The sequence below is a fragment of the Glutamicibacter sp. GQ173 genome, assembly GCF_059759215.1.
In genome coordinates this window covers 65477-81402 of the sequence record NZ_JCAXDT010000009.1, presented here as the reverse complement: position 1 = coordinate 81402, position 15926 = coordinate 65477, and the positions used below count along the sequence as shown (strand labels likewise).

The 15926-nt window shown below is 61.6% G+C and carries 15 protein-coding genes; 8 read left to right on the top strand and 7 right to left on the bottom strand.

Features of this window, described 5'->3' with window-relative positions; genetic code table 11:
• The first annotated feature begins 80 nt into the window (after positions 1–80).
• The 4 genes from AC6CHO_RS14570 to AC6CHO_RS14555 are packed head-to-tail and all read left to right on the top strand — an operon-like array spanning position 81 to position 5098.
• Positions 81–1298, top strand: coding sequence for a sarcosine oxidase subunit beta family protein (locus AC6CHO_RS14570; RefSeq protein ID WP_060702540.1), 1218 nt, complete (start codon positions 81–83; stop codon positions 1296–1298).
• Positions 1299–1309: 11 nt separating this feature from the next.
• On the top strand, positions 1310–1609 hold the full coding sequence (locus AC6CHO_RS14565; RefSeq protein WP_058256911.1) for a sarcosine oxidase subunit delta: 300 nt from the start codon (positions 1310–1312) through the stop codon (positions 1607–1609).
• A complete protein-coding gene (locus AC6CHO_RS14560) occupies positions 1606–4503 on the top strand; it encodes a sarcosine oxidase subunit alpha family protein (protein ID WP_498216009.1) in 2898 nt (965 codons plus the stop codon). The genes AC6CHO_RS14565 and AC6CHO_RS14560 overlap by 4 nt, the downstream gene beginning before the upstream one ends.
• Positions 4496–5098: a sarcosine oxidase subunit gamma gene (locus tag AC6CHO_RS14555; protein ID WP_498216008.1), complete on the top strand. Its 603-nt coding sequence runs from the start codon at positions 4496–4498 to the stop codon at positions 5096–5098. The genes AC6CHO_RS14560 and AC6CHO_RS14555 overlap by 8 nt, the downstream gene beginning before the upstream one ends.
• On the opposite strand, the gene AC6CHO_RS14550 is transcribed toward AC6CHO_RS14555, so the two are convergent.
• Both AC6CHO_RS14550 and AC6CHO_RS14545 read right to left on the bottom strand, forming a co-directional pair.
• Positions 5095–5328 (bottom strand): hypothetical protein, encoded by a 234-nt coding sequence (locus tag AC6CHO_RS14550; protein ID WP_498216006.1) that lies wholly within the window; start codon positions 5326–5328, stop codon positions 5095–5097. The two genes, AC6CHO_RS14555 and AC6CHO_RS14550, sit on opposite strands and share 4 nt — an antisense overlap.
• 4 nt (positions 5329–5332) lie before the next feature.
• Positions 5333–6511 (bottom strand): S8 family serine peptidase, encoded by a 1179-nt coding sequence (locus AC6CHO_RS14545; protein ID WP_498216005.1) that lies wholly within the window; start codon positions 6509–6511, stop codon positions 5333–5335.
• 223 nt (positions 6512–6734) lie between these two features.
• Between AC6CHO_RS14545 and AC6CHO_RS14540 the strand changes: the two genes are divergently transcribed.
• Entirely contained in the window at positions 6735–7337 is a 603-nt protein-coding gene (locus AC6CHO_RS14540) for a TetR/AcrR family transcriptional regulator (protein WP_498216003.1), read from the top strand.
• Here the strand turns inward: AC6CHO_RS14540 and AC6CHO_RS14535 are convergent, their stop codons facing one another.
• Both AC6CHO_RS14535 and AC6CHO_RS14530 read right to left on the bottom strand, forming a co-directional pair.
• Entirely contained in the window at positions 7338–8174 is an 837-nt protein-coding gene (locus AC6CHO_RS14535) for an alpha/beta fold hydrolase (RefSeq protein ID WP_498216001.1), read from the bottom strand. It abuts the gene before it with no gap.
• On the bottom strand, positions 8167–9162 hold the full coding sequence (locus AC6CHO_RS14530) for an NADP-dependent oxidoreductase (protein ID WP_498215999.1): 996 nt from the start codon (positions 9160–9162) through the stop codon (positions 8167–8169). Before AC6CHO_RS14530 ends, AC6CHO_RS14535 begins: the two co-directional genes overlap by 8 nt.
• 198 nt (positions 9163–9360) lie before the next feature.
• On the opposite strand from AC6CHO_RS14530, the gene AC6CHO_RS14525 reads away from it, so the two are divergent.
• Together AC6CHO_RS14525 and AC6CHO_RS14520 are read left to right on the top strand one after the other, a co-directional pair.
• Positions 9361–10572, top strand: a complete 1212-nt coding sequence (locus AC6CHO_RS14525; protein WP_498215998.1) for an NAD(P)/FAD-dependent oxidoreductase — start codon at positions 9361–9363, stop codon at positions 10570–10572.
• 31 nt (positions 10573–10603) lie between these two features.
• Complete coding sequence (locus AC6CHO_RS14520) at positions 10604–11032, top strand: universal stress protein (RefSeq protein ID WP_498215993.1); 429 nt, start codon at positions 10604–10606, stop codon at positions 11030–11032.
• On the opposite strand, the gene AC6CHO_RS14515 is transcribed toward AC6CHO_RS14520, so the two are convergent.
• The gene (locus AC6CHO_RS14515; RefSeq protein WP_498215991.1) at positions 11029–11352 is read right to left on the bottom strand and encodes a CHY zinc finger protein; all 324 of its coding nucleotides are present in this window, start codon (positions 11350–11352) and stop codon (positions 11029–11031) included. The two genes, AC6CHO_RS14520 and AC6CHO_RS14515, sit on opposite strands and share 4 nt — an antisense overlap.
• A gap of 170 nt (positions 11353–11522) precedes the next feature.
• On the opposite strand from AC6CHO_RS14515, the gene AC6CHO_RS14510 reads away from it, so the two are divergent.
• Positions 11523–12902, top strand: a complete 1380-nt coding sequence (locus AC6CHO_RS14510; protein ID WP_498215989.1) for an MFS transporter — start codon at positions 11523–11525, stop codon at positions 12900–12902.
• A gap of 276 nt (positions 12903–13178) precedes the next feature.
• On the opposite strand, the gene AC6CHO_RS14505 is transcribed toward AC6CHO_RS14510, so the two are convergent.
• The gene (locus AC6CHO_RS14505; RefSeq protein WP_498215987.1) at positions 13179–13814 is read right to left on the bottom strand and encodes an ATP-binding cassette domain-containing protein; all 636 of its coding nucleotides are present in this window, start codon (positions 13812–13814) and stop codon (positions 13179–13181) included.
• Positions 13811–15859, bottom strand: coding sequence for a bacteriocin-associated integral membrane family protein (locus tag AC6CHO_RS14500; RefSeq protein WP_498215986.1), 2049 nt, complete (start codon positions 15857–15859; stop codon positions 13811–13813). Before AC6CHO_RS14500 ends, AC6CHO_RS14505 begins: the two co-directional genes overlap by 4 nt.
• Positions 15860–15926: the final 67 nt, after the last annotated feature.

Genomic DNA, 15926 nt, shown 5'->3' with positions numbered 1-15926 from the left:
ACAGTGAATCGCAGATTGATATATCAGTTGTCGGCAATTCATACATTGCAGGCGGTACTGTCGAAGATTGGAGATTCACTGTGGCTGATCTGCTGCCTGAACACCCGGAGTTCCTGTGGGCAAATCCGGACCCCAAGAAGTCCTACGACGTTGTGATCGTCGGCGGTGGCGGCCACGGCCTGGCTACCGCGTACTTCCTCGCGAAAAACCATGGCATCACCAATGTCGCAGTTCTGGAAAAGGGGTGGCTGGCTGGCGGGAACATGGCCCGCAACACCACCATCATCCGCTCGAACTACCTGTGGGATGAATCGGCCGGCATCTACGAGAAGTCGCTGAAGCTCTGGGAGCAGCTGCCCGAGGACCTGGAATACGACTTCCTGTTCTCCCAGCGCGGCGTGATGAACCTGGCCCACACCCTGGGCGACGTGCGCGAATCGGTGCGCCGTGTGGAGGCGAACAAGCTCAACGGCGTGGACGCCGAATGGCTCGACCCCTCCCAGGTCAAGGAAGCCTGCCCGATCATCAACACCAGCGACAACATTCGCTACCCGGTCATGGGCGCCACCTGGCAGCCACGCGCCGGCATCGCCAAGCACGACCATGTGGCCTGGGCCTTCGCCCGCAAGGCCAACGAAATGGGCGTGGACATCATCCAGAACTGCGAAGTCACCGGCTTCATCAAGGACGGCGAGAAGGTCACTGGCGTGAAGACCACGCGCGGCACCATCAACGCCGGCAAGGTCGCCCTGGCAGGTGCCGGGCACTCCTCGGTGCTGGCCGAAATGGCCGGATTCGAATTGCCGATCCAGTCCCACCCGCTCCAGGCCCTGGTCTCCGAGCTGTTCGAGCCGGTCCACCCGACGGTGGTCATGTCCAACCACATCCACGTCTACGTCTCCCAGGCCCACAAGGGCGAACTGGTGATGGGCGCCGGGATCGACAGCTACAACGGCTACGGCCAGCGCGGCGCCTTCCACGTGATCGAAGAGCAGATGGCCGCGGCCGTGGAGCTCTTCCCGATCTTCGCCCGGGCGCACGTGCTGCGCACCTGGGGCGGCATCGTGGATACCACCTTGGATGCCTCGCCGATCATCTCCAAGACCCCGATCCAGAACCTGTACGTGAACTGCGGCTGGGGCACTGGCGGATTCAAGGGCACCCCGGGCGCCGGCTTCACCCTGGCGCACACCATCGCCCACGACGAGGCGCACCCGCTCAATGCCCCATTCAGCCTGGAGCGCTTCGAAACCGGCCACCTGATCGACGAACACGGCGCCGCAGCCGTCGCACACTAGGAGCAGCCATCATGATGCTAATTGACTGCCCGCACTGCGGGCCACGCAACGAAAACGAATTCAGCTACGGCGGCGAAGCCCACGTGGCCTACCCGGAAAATCCGGCGGAACTCACCGACAAGGAATGGTCCCGCTACCTGTTCTACCGGGGCAATAAAAAAGGCATTTTCGCCGAGCGCTGGGTCCACGCCGGCGGCTGCCGCAAGTGGTTCAACGCCCTGCGCGACACCGTCAGCTACGAATTCCTGGCCGTATACGGCGCCGGCGAGGCGCAACCGCAGATCGACACACTTCAAGGAGGCACCCGATGAGCAAGCCGCAGCGACTACCTGTTGAACTGCGCTCACGCGCCCGGATCGACAGCGATCAGCCTCTGGCCCTGAGCATCGACGGGCAGCAGCTTTCCGCTTTCCGCGGGGACACCGTCGCCAGCGCCATGCTGGCCAACCAGATCCGCCAGTGCGGCCCCTCGCTCTACCTGAAGCGCCCGCGCGGGATCCTTGCCGCTGGCGTGGAAGAGCCCAACGCGCTGATCACCGTGGCCGCCCGCCACAAGGGCGAGGTCAATGAGTCCATGCTGCCTGCCACCACCGTTTCGGTGGCCGAGGGCACTTCGGCCAGCCTGCTCTCCGGGCTGGGCGTGCTGGATCCAGGCACCGACTCGGTGTACTACGACCACGTGCATGTGCACACCGATGTCCTGGTGGTTGGCGCAGGACCGGCAGGCTTGGCCGCGGCCCGCGAAGCCTCGCGCTCCGGCGCCCGGGTGATGCTGCTCGATGAGCGGGCCGAGGCCGGCGGCACCCTGCTGGATACCGCCGGCGAGCAGATCGACGGCGTGGATTCCACCGCCTGGATCGAATCGGTGGTCGGAGAACTGGCGCAGGCCGGGGAAACCACCCACCTGCAGCGCACCACGGTCTTCGGCTCCTACGACGCCAACTACCTGGTCGCCGTCCAGCGCCGCACCGCGCACCACGACGGCCCAGCGGCCCCGGGCGTCTCCCGCGAACGCATCTGGCACATCCGTGCCGGCCAGGTGGTGCTGGCCACCGGCGCGCATGAGCGTCCGGTGGTCTTCGAGAACAACGACCGCCCGGGCATCATGCTCGCCGGGGCTGTGCGCAGCTACCTGAACCGCTACGGCGTGCGCGCCGGGCAGAAGATCGCCGTATTCACCACCAATGACTCGGCCTACGAGCTGGTCGGCGAACTGGCTGCCTCCGGTTCGGTGGTCGCGGTGATCGATGCGCGCCGCAGCATTTCCGCCGTGGCCGCCCAGGCCGTGGCCGACGGCGTCCAGGTGATCTCCGGATCCGCCGTGGTGGACACCGAGGCCAACGAGTCCGGGGATCTCGCAGCGATTTTCGTGGCCGAGCTGGACGAACAGCGCGAGCTGGGCGAAGTGTCCCGGATCGAGGCCGACGTGCTGGCCGTGGCCGGCGGCTTCAACCCGGTGGTGCACCTGCACTCCCAGCGCCAGGGCAAGTTGAACTGGGACACCGCCATCCACGCCTTCGTGCCTGCTGATGCTGTTGCCAACCAGCATCTGGCCGGTGCGCTGACCGGGCGGCTGGATACCGCCAGCGCCCTGTCCACCGGTGCCGCCACCGGAGCGGCGGCAGCCACCGCCGCCGGCTACAGCACCATCGCCCGCACCCCCGAGGCGCTGCCGGTTCCCGCCGGCGAAACCCGCCCGGTGTGGCTGGTGCCTTCGCGCTTCGGCGACGACGCCGCGAACTACAAGTTCCACTTCGTCGACCTGCAGCGCGACCAGAGTGTGGCCGACGTGCTGCGCGCCACCGGGGCCGGGATGCAGTCGGTGGAGCACATCAAGCGGTATACTTCGATCTCCACCGCCAACGACCAGGGCAAGACCTCCGGCGTGGCAGCGATCGGCGTGATTGCCGCGGTGCTGGGCATCGAGAACCCGGCACAGGTGGGCACCACCACCTTCCGCGCCCCCTACACCCCGGTGGCCTTCGCTGCCCTGGCCGGGCGCAACCGCGGGGACCAGCTGGACCCGGCGCGCATCACCGCCATGCACTCCTGGCACCTGTCCCACGGGGCGCAATTCGAGGATGTCGGGCAGTGGAAGCGCGCGTGGTACTACCCGCAGGCCGGGGAGGACATGGACGCAGCGGTCTACCGCGAAGCCAAGGCCGTGCGCGAATCGGTCGGCATGCTCGATGCGACCACGCTGGGCAAGATCGAAATCCGCGGGGCGGATGCGGCCGAGTTCCTGAACCGCATCTACACCAACGGCTACACCAAGCTGAAGGTCGGCATGGGCCGCTACGGCGTGATGTGCAAGGCCGATGGCATGATCTTCGACGACGGCGTGACCCTGCGCCTGGCCGAAGACCGCTTCCTGATGCACACCACCACCGGCAATGCGGCCACCGTGCTGGATTGGCTGGAGGAGTGGCTGCAGACTGAATGGCCCGAGCTCGATGTCGTGTGCACCTCGGTGACCGAGCAGCTGGCCACCGTGGCCGTGGTGGGACCGCGCTCGCGCGAAGTGATCGCCAAGGTCGCCTCCTCGGTGGACGTGTCCAACGAGGCCTTCAAGTTCATGGCCTTCCAGGACGTGGTGCTGGATTCCGGGATCGAAGCGCGCATCTCGCGCATTTCCTTCTCCGGCGAGCTTGCCTTCGAAATCGCGATCCCGGCCTGGCACGGGCTGAAGGTCTGGGAGGATGTTTTTGCCGCCGGGCAGGAATTCAACATCACCCCGTACGGCACCGAAACCATGCACGTGCTGCGCGCCGAGAAGGGCTTCATCATCGTCGGCCAGGATACCGACGGCACGGTGACCCCGCAGGATGCCGGCATGGACTGGGTCGTCTCCAAGGTCAAGGACTTTGTGGGCTCCCGCTCCTACTCTCGTGTCGACAACCAGCGCGAAGACCGCAAGCACCTGGTCTCGGTCTTGCCGGTGGACAAGTCCTTGCATCTGCCAGAGGGCGCCGCGCTGGTCGCGGTGGAAGAACTTGGCGCCGAGGGCATCACCCCGATGGAAGGCTGGGTGACCAGCTCGTACAATTCGCCGGCCCTGGGCCGGACCTTCGGCTTGGCGCTGATCAAGAATGGGCGCAACCGCATTGGTGAAACCCTGCGCACCCCGATCAACGGCCAGCTGGCCGAGGTCACCATCGCAGAAACCGTCCTCTTTGACCCGGAAGGAAGCCGTCGAGATGGCTAGCAACACCTTGATTGAAGCCCGCCGTTCGCCCGCCGCGCACCTGCAGCAGCTGATGGCCGAGGCCAGTGTCGCCGGGGGATTGAGCCTGGGCGAAGTCGCCTTCACCACCCAGGTCTCGGTGCGCTGCGCGCCCGGCAGCGCCGGCTACGGCGCGCTGGCCGAGGCCACCGGCGTGGGCCTGCCGGAAAAGGTCGGCCAGGTCGCCGGCGAAGCAGGCGGCGTGGCGGTGCTATGGCTGGGGCCCGATGAGTTCCTGGTGACCGCGCCGGAAGATGCCGCCCTGGCATCCAAGCTGGAGGCAGCCCTGGGCCAAGAGCCGGGGCAGGTCGTTGACCTCTCGGCCAACCGCAGCGTGCTCGAGCTCTCCGGAGCCAACGCGCCGCTGGTGCTGCGCAAGAGCTGCCCGGCAGATCTGCACCCGCGCAGCTTCGGCGTGAACCAGGCGATCACCACCTCGCTGGCCGGCATTCCGGTGCTGCTGTGGCGCACCGGCGAGGAAAGCTGGCGGATCATGCCGCGCGCCTCCTTCACCGAGCACACCGTGCACTGGATGATCGACGCGATGCTGGAATTCGCTTCGGACCCGGTGGACTAGGACGTGTCGCCCAGCGCCCGATAGGTGCGCTGGGCATCCACCGAGACCACCGCGTCCAGGCCGCGCAGCTGCGCGGCGACCTGCTCGCTGCCCTCGCCAATGATTTGGCCCAGGGCAGCGAGCACTTGCTTAACCCGTAAGCCGTGGGCGGCCAGCTCATCGACGATGTCTTCGGGCCGGACAGTGGCCACTAGGGTGACCACGTAGATGTGCACTTGGGTGCTGGACATTCCGCTAGCCTTCCGCGCTGGCTGGGGCTTGGGCCAGCCCGGCTCCTGCGTCCGCGGCGGGCAGCTGCACGTCGCGGGAATCGGCCACCAGCTTGTCCCACAGTTCCTGGGCGCGCAGCCCGGTGGATTCTGCCAGCAGGGCGGCTACGCCGGCCACATGCGGGGTGGCCATGGACGTGCCGCTGATGGTGTTGTATCGCTGGGCGCCGGGCCACGAGGAGTAGACATCAACTCCTGGGCTGGCGATATTCACCTCGCCGCCCTCGGTGGCCAGCGCCTGCGCCGAGAAGTCGGCCACGGCCAGCTTCGAATCCAGCGCCGCCACCGCCATGATGTACGGGCTGTTGGCCGGGGCGCCGACAAAGCCGGGGTTGCCGGCTGAGCGCTGCGCATTATTGCCGGCTGCCGCAATGATCAGCGAACCCAGTTCCAGGCTGCGCCGCCCGGCGGTGACATAGGGCGGGTGCACGGTTTTCACGTCCGCGCCCAGGGACATCGAGATGATCTCGCACTTGTTTTCCAGCGCCCAGTTGATGCCGGCCAGGATCGTCGAGTCGGATCCCGAGCCATCGGTGCCCAGGACCTTGCCGGCGAAGATATTGGCTTGGCTGGCGACCCCGTAGCCCGGTCCTTGTTCCGGGGTGCGCGGTCCGCAGGAACTGCCGATGCAGTGCGTTCCATGGCCGTGGCCGTCGCTGGCGTCTTCGCCCTCGACAAAGGACTTGGCGGTGATGGTTCGCCCGGCGAAGTCAGGGTGGGCGGCATCAAAGCCGGTGTCCAGCACCGCCACATTGATGCCCCGGCCTGTGAAGGAGCTCAAATCCGCGCCTACCGCCTGCAGGCCCCAGGTGAACTGCTCCGTGTCCGCGTAGGAATCCTTGGCGCCGGCTTCGGGCAGGATCCGGTAGACCAGTTCCGGCACGATCGCCGGCGGCAAATGGTGCCCGGCACAGCGCTGGCGGAAGTCCTCGAGCTGATCGGCTTTGCTGGTGACTACCGCGATGCCCAGGGCCGGGTAGTACTCGCTGATCGAATAGCCCTGTTCGCGCAACAGCTGCGGGACTTCCTGCTCGCGCGCCTGGGCGGCGATGCCGGCAGTGGCGGCATCGGGGGCATCGAAAATGAGCACAAAACGGTCGGGAACTTCGGTGGCTGCCGTGCCGGGTGAGTGGGTGCTGAACATGGCTGGCTCCTTGCTGGTTCGGGGACGCGGCCCTTGCGGGTACTTCGCACTGTACAAGGGGCCCGGGACAATTAACCATGCTCGGGCACAAACTCCAGCAAGCTTTTACCTGGCGCCGCCCAGCGGCTTGCCGGAGCGTCGCGCCAGGGGAATTCCCAACCCGCCAGATGGTGACTACAATCAGAAGTGAGTGTAGTCATCGTTTATTGCTGGAGGAACATCAATGCCTGTGGTGCCCCAACCCGCCGGGCGGCGCGAGCGCAACAAGCTAGAAAAGCTCGAGCGCATTACCCAAGCCGCCAGCGAGCTTTTTGCCCGGTACGGTGTCGATGAGGTCACCACGCAGCAAATAGCCGAAGCCGCCGATATCGGAACCGGCACGCTGTTCCTCTATGCCAAGACCAAGGGCGAACTGCTGCTGCTGGTGCAGAACATCCACTACGCGCAAGCATTGGAGCGCGGAGTGCAGGCCGCGGCCGCCACCACGAAGACCCTGGACGGGCTGATTGCGCTGCTGGAGCCGATCGTGGAGTGCAATCGGGTCCACACCGAGAATGGCCGCACCTACCTGCGGGAAATGGTGTTCGGCGACCCCAGCGAGCCGCGCCATGGAGAAGCGCTGGAGATTGTTGCGCAAACACAGCAGGCCATGACCGGCCTGCTGTGCGAACGCGAAAAGCTGGATGAGCGCGCCGCGGCCACCTTGGCCCAGGTCGTCTCGTCGATCATGTTCCTTTCCATGGCCGCATCCGCTAATGCTCCAGCTGCGGTCGGGGAGATTCTGCAGGGCATCCGGGCGCAGGTCGAAGCGATCCTGCCTGGCTAATCAGCCCGCGAGGAATTCCACGGCCCGAGGGGCGAACTTTTCCCAGTACTGGAAAACTCCGCCATGCCCCGAATCCGGGTAGATGATCAGCTCGGAGCCCTTGATCCGCTGGTGCAGATCCACCGAGAGGATCGAGGGGACCATCCGGTCCCGGTCCCCATTGGCGATCAACGCGGTTCCGGTGAACACCGAAAGATCCGAGGGGGCGGAGCGGCCATAGCGCTCGATGGCCTTCAGCTGCGTGCGAAGGGCTTTGAGTCCGACCTTGGCATCGCGATGTGAGGTGCGCTCATTAATGCGCTGGATGAAGTCCTTTGCCGCCCGCTTTCCGGCCTGGTTGCGCTCAAAAAACAGGAATTCCTTTGGGTCCGCGCGGGCCATGGCCGAGCGGAGAATATCCAGCCAGGTCACTGCCGCAACCCTGTCGATATTGCGGCCGCCGCGAGGCCCTGTGCCCGTGAGCACCAGCTTGCGCACCAGTTTCGGGTGCTTGACGATCAGATCCTGGACGATGAACCCGCCCATGGAAAAGGCGAAAGCGTCAATCTGCCCGTATCCCAGTGCCCGGATGAACTCATAGGCATCATCGGCCGCGGCCTCGATGGTCCCGGCGACGCGGCCCGAAGAGGCCCCGATGCCACGCTGGTCGAAGGCAATCACATGGCGGTGCTGGGCGATGGCCTCAATGATTCGCGGATCCCAATTGTCCAGATTGGCGGCCAGATGGACAAAGAACACCACCGGAATCCCGCCCCGGGGCCCGAGCTCGCGGTAGGCGAAGCGCACGCCATTGGCCGTCGCAAAGCTGGTTGGGGCTTCGGCGTAGCAGCTAGGCACCGGTGATCACCGCTTTTCCCCGGAAGCCGCCCTGGGCCAGCGCGCTGAGGGCCTGTGGCGTTTGGCTGAAGCCAAAGGTCTTGCCCACGATCGGACGCAGCACCTCGGAATCAACGAGCGCGGCGATCTCGCGCAGCTGTTCTCCGCTGGCATCCATGAAGAGGAATTCGTAGCCCACGCCGAGCTTCTTGGCCTGCTTGCGGATCTTGGCGCTCATCGCGGCAATGGCCAATCGGGCGAGGGGATTCATCCCCGCTTTGCGGGCAAATGCCGGATCCGGGGGGCCGGTGATGCCCACGGCCTTCCCGCCCGGTGCCAGGATGCGCAGCGACTTTTCCAGGTTCTCGCCGCCGAGGCTGTCGAGGACCAGGTCAAATCCCGACAGTTCCTTTTCGAAGTCCTCGCTGCGGTAGTCGATCACCTGATCGGCGCCCAGATCTTGCAGGAACTGGGCATTTTTTGCCGAAGCGGTGGTGGCCACGTGCGCGCCGAGGTGCTTGGCAAGCTGGATGGCGATGGTTCCCACTCCGCCGGCCCCGGCATGGACCAGGACCTTCTGGCCCGGCTGGACCTTGCCACGCACCACGAGCGCCTGCCACGCGGTCAGGGCGACCAGGGGGAGCGAGGCGGCCTCGGTGGCGCTGAGGGTGGCCGGCGCCAGGGCGACATCATCCTGGTGGATCGCAATGCGCTCGGCAAAGGTGCCGATGCGGTGATCGCGCGGGCGGGCATAGACCAGGTCGCCGGCCTTGAACCCAATGACCTTGGAGCCGACCTCCAGCACCGTTCCGGCGGCATCGTGGCCCAGGATGAAGGAGGGCTTGTAGGGCAAGATGGCCTTGAATTCGCCGTCGCGGATCTTCTCGTCGAGCTGGTTCACTCCGGCGGCCAGAACTTTCACGAGGACATCGTTCTCGCCCACGCCAGGCTCGGCGACCTCCGCCAGCTGCAGTGGTTCCTTGTACTTCCGGACAACAAAAGCTTTCATCGGCTGATCTCCTGCGAAATTGGTGACTCAAGTCAATTATGAGTGTACTCAGATATTTAAGTCAAGCGTGGTTCCGGCCACGTTCCTCCACGGATGGTGAACGGCGCAAAAGCTGCTTGCCAAAGATGGCCCCGGGGTGTGAGTATCAGAGGACAGGTACTGCCCATTGGCCGTGGACCAAAGCAAAGGGGTGTTCTCTTGGCTGAAGAATCGATCGTTGTCCTGGGTGCCGGGCTGGCCGGCGCCACGACCGTCACCGAGTTGCGCGACCAGGGATTTGCCGGGCCGATTACGCTGATCGGCGACGAAACCGACCTGCCCTATGAGCGCCCGCCGCTATCCAAGGGGTTCCTGCAAGGCAGCGAGGAGCCGGCAGGCTTCACGGTGCATGATGCCACCTGGTACCAGGAGCACAACATCGCCCTGCGGCTGGGGGTGGCAGCCATCAGCATCGAGACCGCTCGGTGCCAGGTGCTGCTCGCCGATGGCAGCTTTGTGGATTACGATCGGCTGGTTCTGGCTACCGGATCGCGGGCGAATCTCGGCGGCGATGCGCCCCTTGCCGGTTACGACCTGCCCGGGGTGCATACCCTGCGCAAGCTTTCCGATGCCAAGTCGCTGCGTGCGCAAATCACCGACGGGGCACGGGTCTCCGTTGTGGGATCGGGGTGGATCGGCATGGAAGTTGCCGCCAGCGCCCGCCAGCTCGGGGCGCGGGTGACCGTCTATTCCTCCTCCAAGGTTCCGCTGGCTTCGGTGTTCGGCGAGCGCTTCGGCCACCATCTGCTGGAGCTGCATCAGCGCCACGGGGTTGATGTGCGCACCGCCAAGGTCCAGGGCATCGAGCAGGTGGACGGGCACCTGCAGGTGCTCTCCGATGCCGGTTCCTCGCGGGCCGATGTGGTCCTGCTGGCCATCGGCGCTGTGCCCAATGTGCAGCTGGCTGAAACGGCGGGGCTCGAAGTGGACCAGGCGGTGCTGGTGGATGCCGCGCTGCGCAGCAGCGACCCCCGGATCCTGGCCATCGGGGATATCGCGCAGGCCGCCCATTCGGTTTTGGGCCGGCGGGTGCGGGTGGAGCATTGGGACAATGCCATTCGCCAGGGCAAGCTGGCGGCCGCCACCTTGCTGGGCCAGGGGAAGTCCTATGACTGGCTGCCCTACTTCTTCACGGACCAGTTCGATCTGGGCATGGAATATGTGGGGTACAGCGATCCGGGGGACGAGACGGTGATCCGCGGGGATGTCGAGAGCGGCCAGTTCCTAGTGTTCTGGCAGAACGGGCAGAGGATCACCGCGGCCGCCAATGTGAATATTTGGGATGTCAATGATGGCCTGCGGGAATTGGTGGGGCGGGAAATCCCGGCCGAGCGCCTGGCCGACCCGCGGATCGAGCTCGCTGACCTGTAATGCCGGCGAAGAGAAGGGGTAGGTGCGGCTGATGAGTACCGTTGTGGTGGGTGTTGAATTGGGAATGCCGTCGGGGGTGCTGGTCGCCGCCGCGGAGCTGGCCCGTGATCTGAAGGCCCGGTTGATCTGCGTTCACGCGCAAAGCGGCCGATATGTGACCGAGAAGCTCGCCGAAGGGGACCTGCTGGACTCCGCCGAGCCGGTCGGCGAGGATTTGGCCTGGGAGTTGTCGCTGTCGATTACCGGCACCAGCTTCGAAAGCTATGCCGTGGCAGGGGACCCCGCCAAGGTCTTGGCCGCGGTGGCCGAACAGCAGGACGCGCGGATGATCGTGGTGGGCACCCGGCGCTCGGGATTGCGCCAGAAGGTTGCAGAACTGCTCGATGGCTCCATTGCGCTGGCCCTGGCCCAGAAGCAGCAGCGCCCGGTGCTTGTGGTTCCGCTGCTCGGTTCGCACTAGATCTCGAAGTACAGGTGCGCGTGGGCGGCGCAGCCCGGGTTGAACAGCGCCTGGCAGTGCGGGCAACAGGAGGCGCTGCGATACTCGTTGACGGTCAGCTCGCTGTGGCAGACGCCGCAAAGCACCGCGGGCTGGTCAAATAATTGCGCTGGCCACGGCTGGGCCTGGTGGCCGGCCAATTCGGCATGGCACAGGTGGCACGGGTAGTAGGTGCCGCAGCAGAAGTGCTTGAGCGCAATCACGTCGCGCAGCTGGTGGTAGTGCGCGCAGCGGGTTTGCCCGTCCATCTGCACCCCGCGCAATTTCACGCCTATTTCCATGGAGCCTCCTGCCGAATCTATTGCGCTTGTGCAAAAAAGCACGCCGATTGTGCACAATCTGTGTCCCACTATGCACCGTTTCGGGTATCTTTGGCGATGTGATCCGCGCCATACTCGCTGTTGAAGGCTAGTTCCAACGGGGCAACTAGCATGGGCGGAAGGAACCCACTGTGGTCAGTGAAACCTCATCAAAGTCTGAACGCAAAGGATTGCGCAGGGTCGTTGCGGCCTCCATGGCCGGCACCGTCGTCGAGTGGTACGAGTTCTTCCTCTATGCCACCGCTGCCACCCTGGTGTTCAACAAGATCTTCTTCCCGGATAACGGCAACGACCTGGATAACATCATCAAGGCCTTCCTGACCTACGCGGTGGGATTCATCGCCCGGCCGATCGGCGGCATTGTCTTTGGCCACTTCGGCGACAAGTACGGGCGCAAGCACCTGCTGCAGGTGGCCATCGTGCTGGTCGGCGCCACCACCTTCCTCATGGGCTGCCTGCCCACTTTCAACTCCATCGGCTACGCGGCACCGATCCTGCTGATCGTCCTGCGCTTCGCCCAGGGTTTCGCCGTCGGCGGCGAATGGGGCGGCGCGGTGCTGCTGGTGGCCGAGCATGCGCCGAACAAGGAGCGCGGCTTCTGGGCCTCATGGCCGCAGGCCGCGGTGCCGGTGGGCAACCTGCTGGCCACGATCGTCCTGCTGGTGCTGTCCTCGACACTGAGCAACGAGGCCTTCCTGGCCTGGGGCTGGCGCGTGGGCTTCTGGCTCTCGGTCGTGATCGTGATCGTTGGCTACTACATCCGCACCCGCGTTTCCGATGCTCCGATCTTCAAGGAGGCCAAGGCGGAGTTGGAACAGAATGCCGCCGCCGGATATGGCGTCAAGGAAGTCTTCAAGCGCTACCCGCGCGGCGTCTTCACCGCGATGGGCCTGCGCTTTGGCGAGAACATCATGTACTACATGGTGGTGACCTTCTCCATTACCTACATGGCCACGCAGCTGAAGATGGATACCTCCACGATTCTCGGGCTGATGCTGATCGCCCACGTGATCCACGCGATCCTGGTTCCGCTGGTGGGCCGGTTTACCGATACCCTCGGACGCCGCCCGGTCTATGGCACGGGCGTGATCCTCATGATGATCTGGGGCGTGGTGGCCTTCCCGCTGTTCAACACTGCCAACCACGCGATCATCTTGTCCACCATCGTGCTCGGCCTGGCGGTCCACGCCCTGATGTATGCCGGCCAGCCGGCGATCATGGCCGAAATGTTCCCGACCCGGATGCGCTACTCGGGCGTATCGCTGGGCTACCAGGTCACCTCGATCGTGGCCGGTTCCATGGCACCTATCATTGCCACCTGGCTATTGAAGGTCTATGGCTCGTGGGTGCCGGTGGCTGGCTACATTGTCTTCGCGGCACTGGTCACTCTGGTAGCCGTGTACTTCATGAAGGAAACCAAGGGCGCCGATTTGGGCGCCATTGACGAGGCCGATCGCTTGTCCACCAGCGGCGAGATCGAAGCGGCAAAGCAGCTGAAGGCGCAGAAGTAGTTGTAGTAGCTAATCATTCAATAATGGCCAGCCCAACCGGGCTGGCCATTATTGTGAAGTTATGTCTGATTTCTAATGACTTGCGGCTCAAGTGCATCCGCGGTGGCCGGAAAGCTACTTAAGTCGTAACCCTTGCCTAATTGTGGTCTAAAAATTTAAAACACTAAATTGTCATACTCATCTATGCGTTGAGCACAAGTCGCCATAATCGAGTTCCCAAACGAACCTTTGAGGTCATGTACCAGGTTCCCGCACACCAGTTCAAATTGTCAGCTGTCATGTCAGTGAGATGGTTTGATCGCAGGCCTGGACAACTTGCTCGGAATGAGTCGCTATGAGGACTGTAGCGCCCTCGCTCGCAATTTGCTGTAGCTCCGACAAAACCATGTCGGAATTTGATGCGTCCAGAGCGCCAGTTGGCTCGTCAGCAAGAATCACGGAAGGCTTCTTAAGAATGATCCGTGCTAATGCGACTCGCTGTTGTTCACCTCCAGACAGCGTGAAGACATTCTCCCTTCCGCGTCCTGCCAAACCAACTCTTTCTAATGCTCCCTCGAAATCTGCACCTGCAACGGCTCGGCGCCCCCTAGCAGCGATTGAAATCCGCAGATTGTGTTCAATCGTCGCATTCTCGCTCAAGGCATAATTTTGAAACATGTAACCCAATATGTCACGTCTAAATTTTCGCCGTGCTGGGTTATTCAATCGATAAGTTGCTCGACCGTCGACAGTAATCTGACCGGAATCTAGTCGTTCAAGCATTCCAATACAATTCAATAAGGTAGATTTCCCTGAACCAGAAGCGCCTATTAAGGCAGTCAGCTGGCCGTCTGGTACGGTGAATGACAAATTTGTAAAGAGTGGTTCGTTGTTGAATGCCTTGCTTGCATTATCAACGATTATAGGGCTCATGTTGTTTCCTCACTTTGGGTGCGAACCATACGTTGTGTTTTGAATTGAACCAAGCTAAATAACAAGACAAAATTAAATACAGCAACGATTAGCAGGGAGTAGAGTTGCCATGACGAGATCAAGCCAAGGTCACTGTTGGTTGCCCAAGGCGAGTACCCGATCTTCTCATTCGTAAATACTAGTAGCCATCTAACAATCGACCACGCAAAAATTGCCAACAACACTACTAATTCAGCACGGATCAGCCACCGGTGTGTTGCATAGAAGCGCCATCCATGAAGGAAACGAACAAGGATCTCCTGCGCGTTTCCTTGCACGTGAATTTGAGCAAGCCCAATAGCTGTCGCCATTAATACAACGAGTGCCATCAGGGCACTAGCAACTTTGACTCTCAGCTCGGATATTTGAGTGTTGAAATTATCCGCGGCTACTTGAGCGACTGGTATGTAGGCTGCTATCCACGAGCCCATTAGATTTTCTGGTGTGTTCAACGTAGCTTGCTTAGGGTCGATCAGGAGAACGTGACCGCTACTGGCAAGAGCCATGTAATCGTCATCTCGAATTAATCCACTTTCGGCGCCAACGACGACAATTATTGAGTTCGTTGCCCACTGGGGCTGGCGAGGATAAATAGGTTGTGGTTCATACAAGAAATGCTTCTGAGATGGTTGGATCTCCCCGTATTTAATTTTTGCTTCGGAACCAGTCGAAAAATTATCGAGGAACTCAAGAGCATCATCTTTAGCAGCGATACTGTCAGTCGGGAGTAATATTTTAATTTCATTCGATTTGACCCCTTTTTCCGGAACACCTTCCGCATCCAGCACTGGATTCTCGCGGATATAAGTATTATTCACCAGGAGAATATCTTGTGAACTATTGTCGTGGGAATTCTCGAGATCGTTTTGCATGTCATAAGGAGCAACTAGTATTGTGCTGCCGCCTTGGTCCTGTTGTTTCAACCATGCACCCGATTCGAATGCCAGCTTGTCCATTTCCTGGGATGACATGTGTCCTTCGAAAATGATTCTTGAGGCGTTGCCCGCAGCTTTAAGTTCAGAACGGGCCGCTGCGGCCTCTTGGACGCTAGATGCCGCGGAAAAACTTGAAGCAATTAATGATACTGCTAAAACTATTCCCGGGATTCGAATAAGGTAGGATATCGGCACCGCCACTTGGAATCCAAGTTGCCCTTTTAGTCCGGGAAGAATCGCAGAGTTCCAAATTATTACCAATAGGCAGAAATGTACGCATGCGACTAATAGAATTGCGAGTGTGAATATTGTGACTGTAGTTTCAGTAAGTCGCCACACTTGATTTAGGCCATTATATGAATAAAGCCATGTGATGGCCAAAGCCGCGAGGGCTAGGATCGAGAGCAGGGTGCTCGGGAGGATGCTCGATATGTCACTCCAAGCTGCACCACTTTTGGTTACGCCGTGAAGTCGTTGAATTGCATAGTGTTTCATTTGCGCAAGCACTGAAATGCCCGCCAGAAGTACGACTAACAGAAGCGTAACGAATGTCGGCGCACTAAGTAATCCTTGGAATAAAAGACTAATATTTTGGCCGGCGGAAACAGTCACTTCTTCGGTTGTGTACCCGAGTTTTTGAAACTCCGTTGATACTTCGCGGGTAGCATCATCCGATCCGTAAATGAAATACCGTCCCCTAGGATCTAGCCCCCTTAATTCCTGAACTGGCAGAGTGTTGGTGTCGAGATTTTTACTGAACGAAGGGTATCCGTCCTTTAGCCAACGCGCTTGGACTGCATTCTTATCGCCAATTGCAATGTATAGGTTTCTTACCTTGGTGTCATTCAAATCCCTAACTTGCTTAATTAGGACTGATCTGGAGGAATCTGCAATTTCCTGTGTAAGCGCGGGTAGTCCCAGGCCGTTGGTGGAGACGGTCGAGCCACTGACCAGAATTTGAGTTGATCCGGGAAGGGTGGATTCCTCAAGAATCATGGAAGACATGAACCCGGCGAACATCGCGTAAATTGCCGCGATGAAAATGGCTAAGCGAAGCCCGTTATTTCTCATTTTCACTTTCTCATGAAGCGAAGTTGGGAGCTACCGTCCGGCAGCTCCCAACCCAAATCCCACTTGT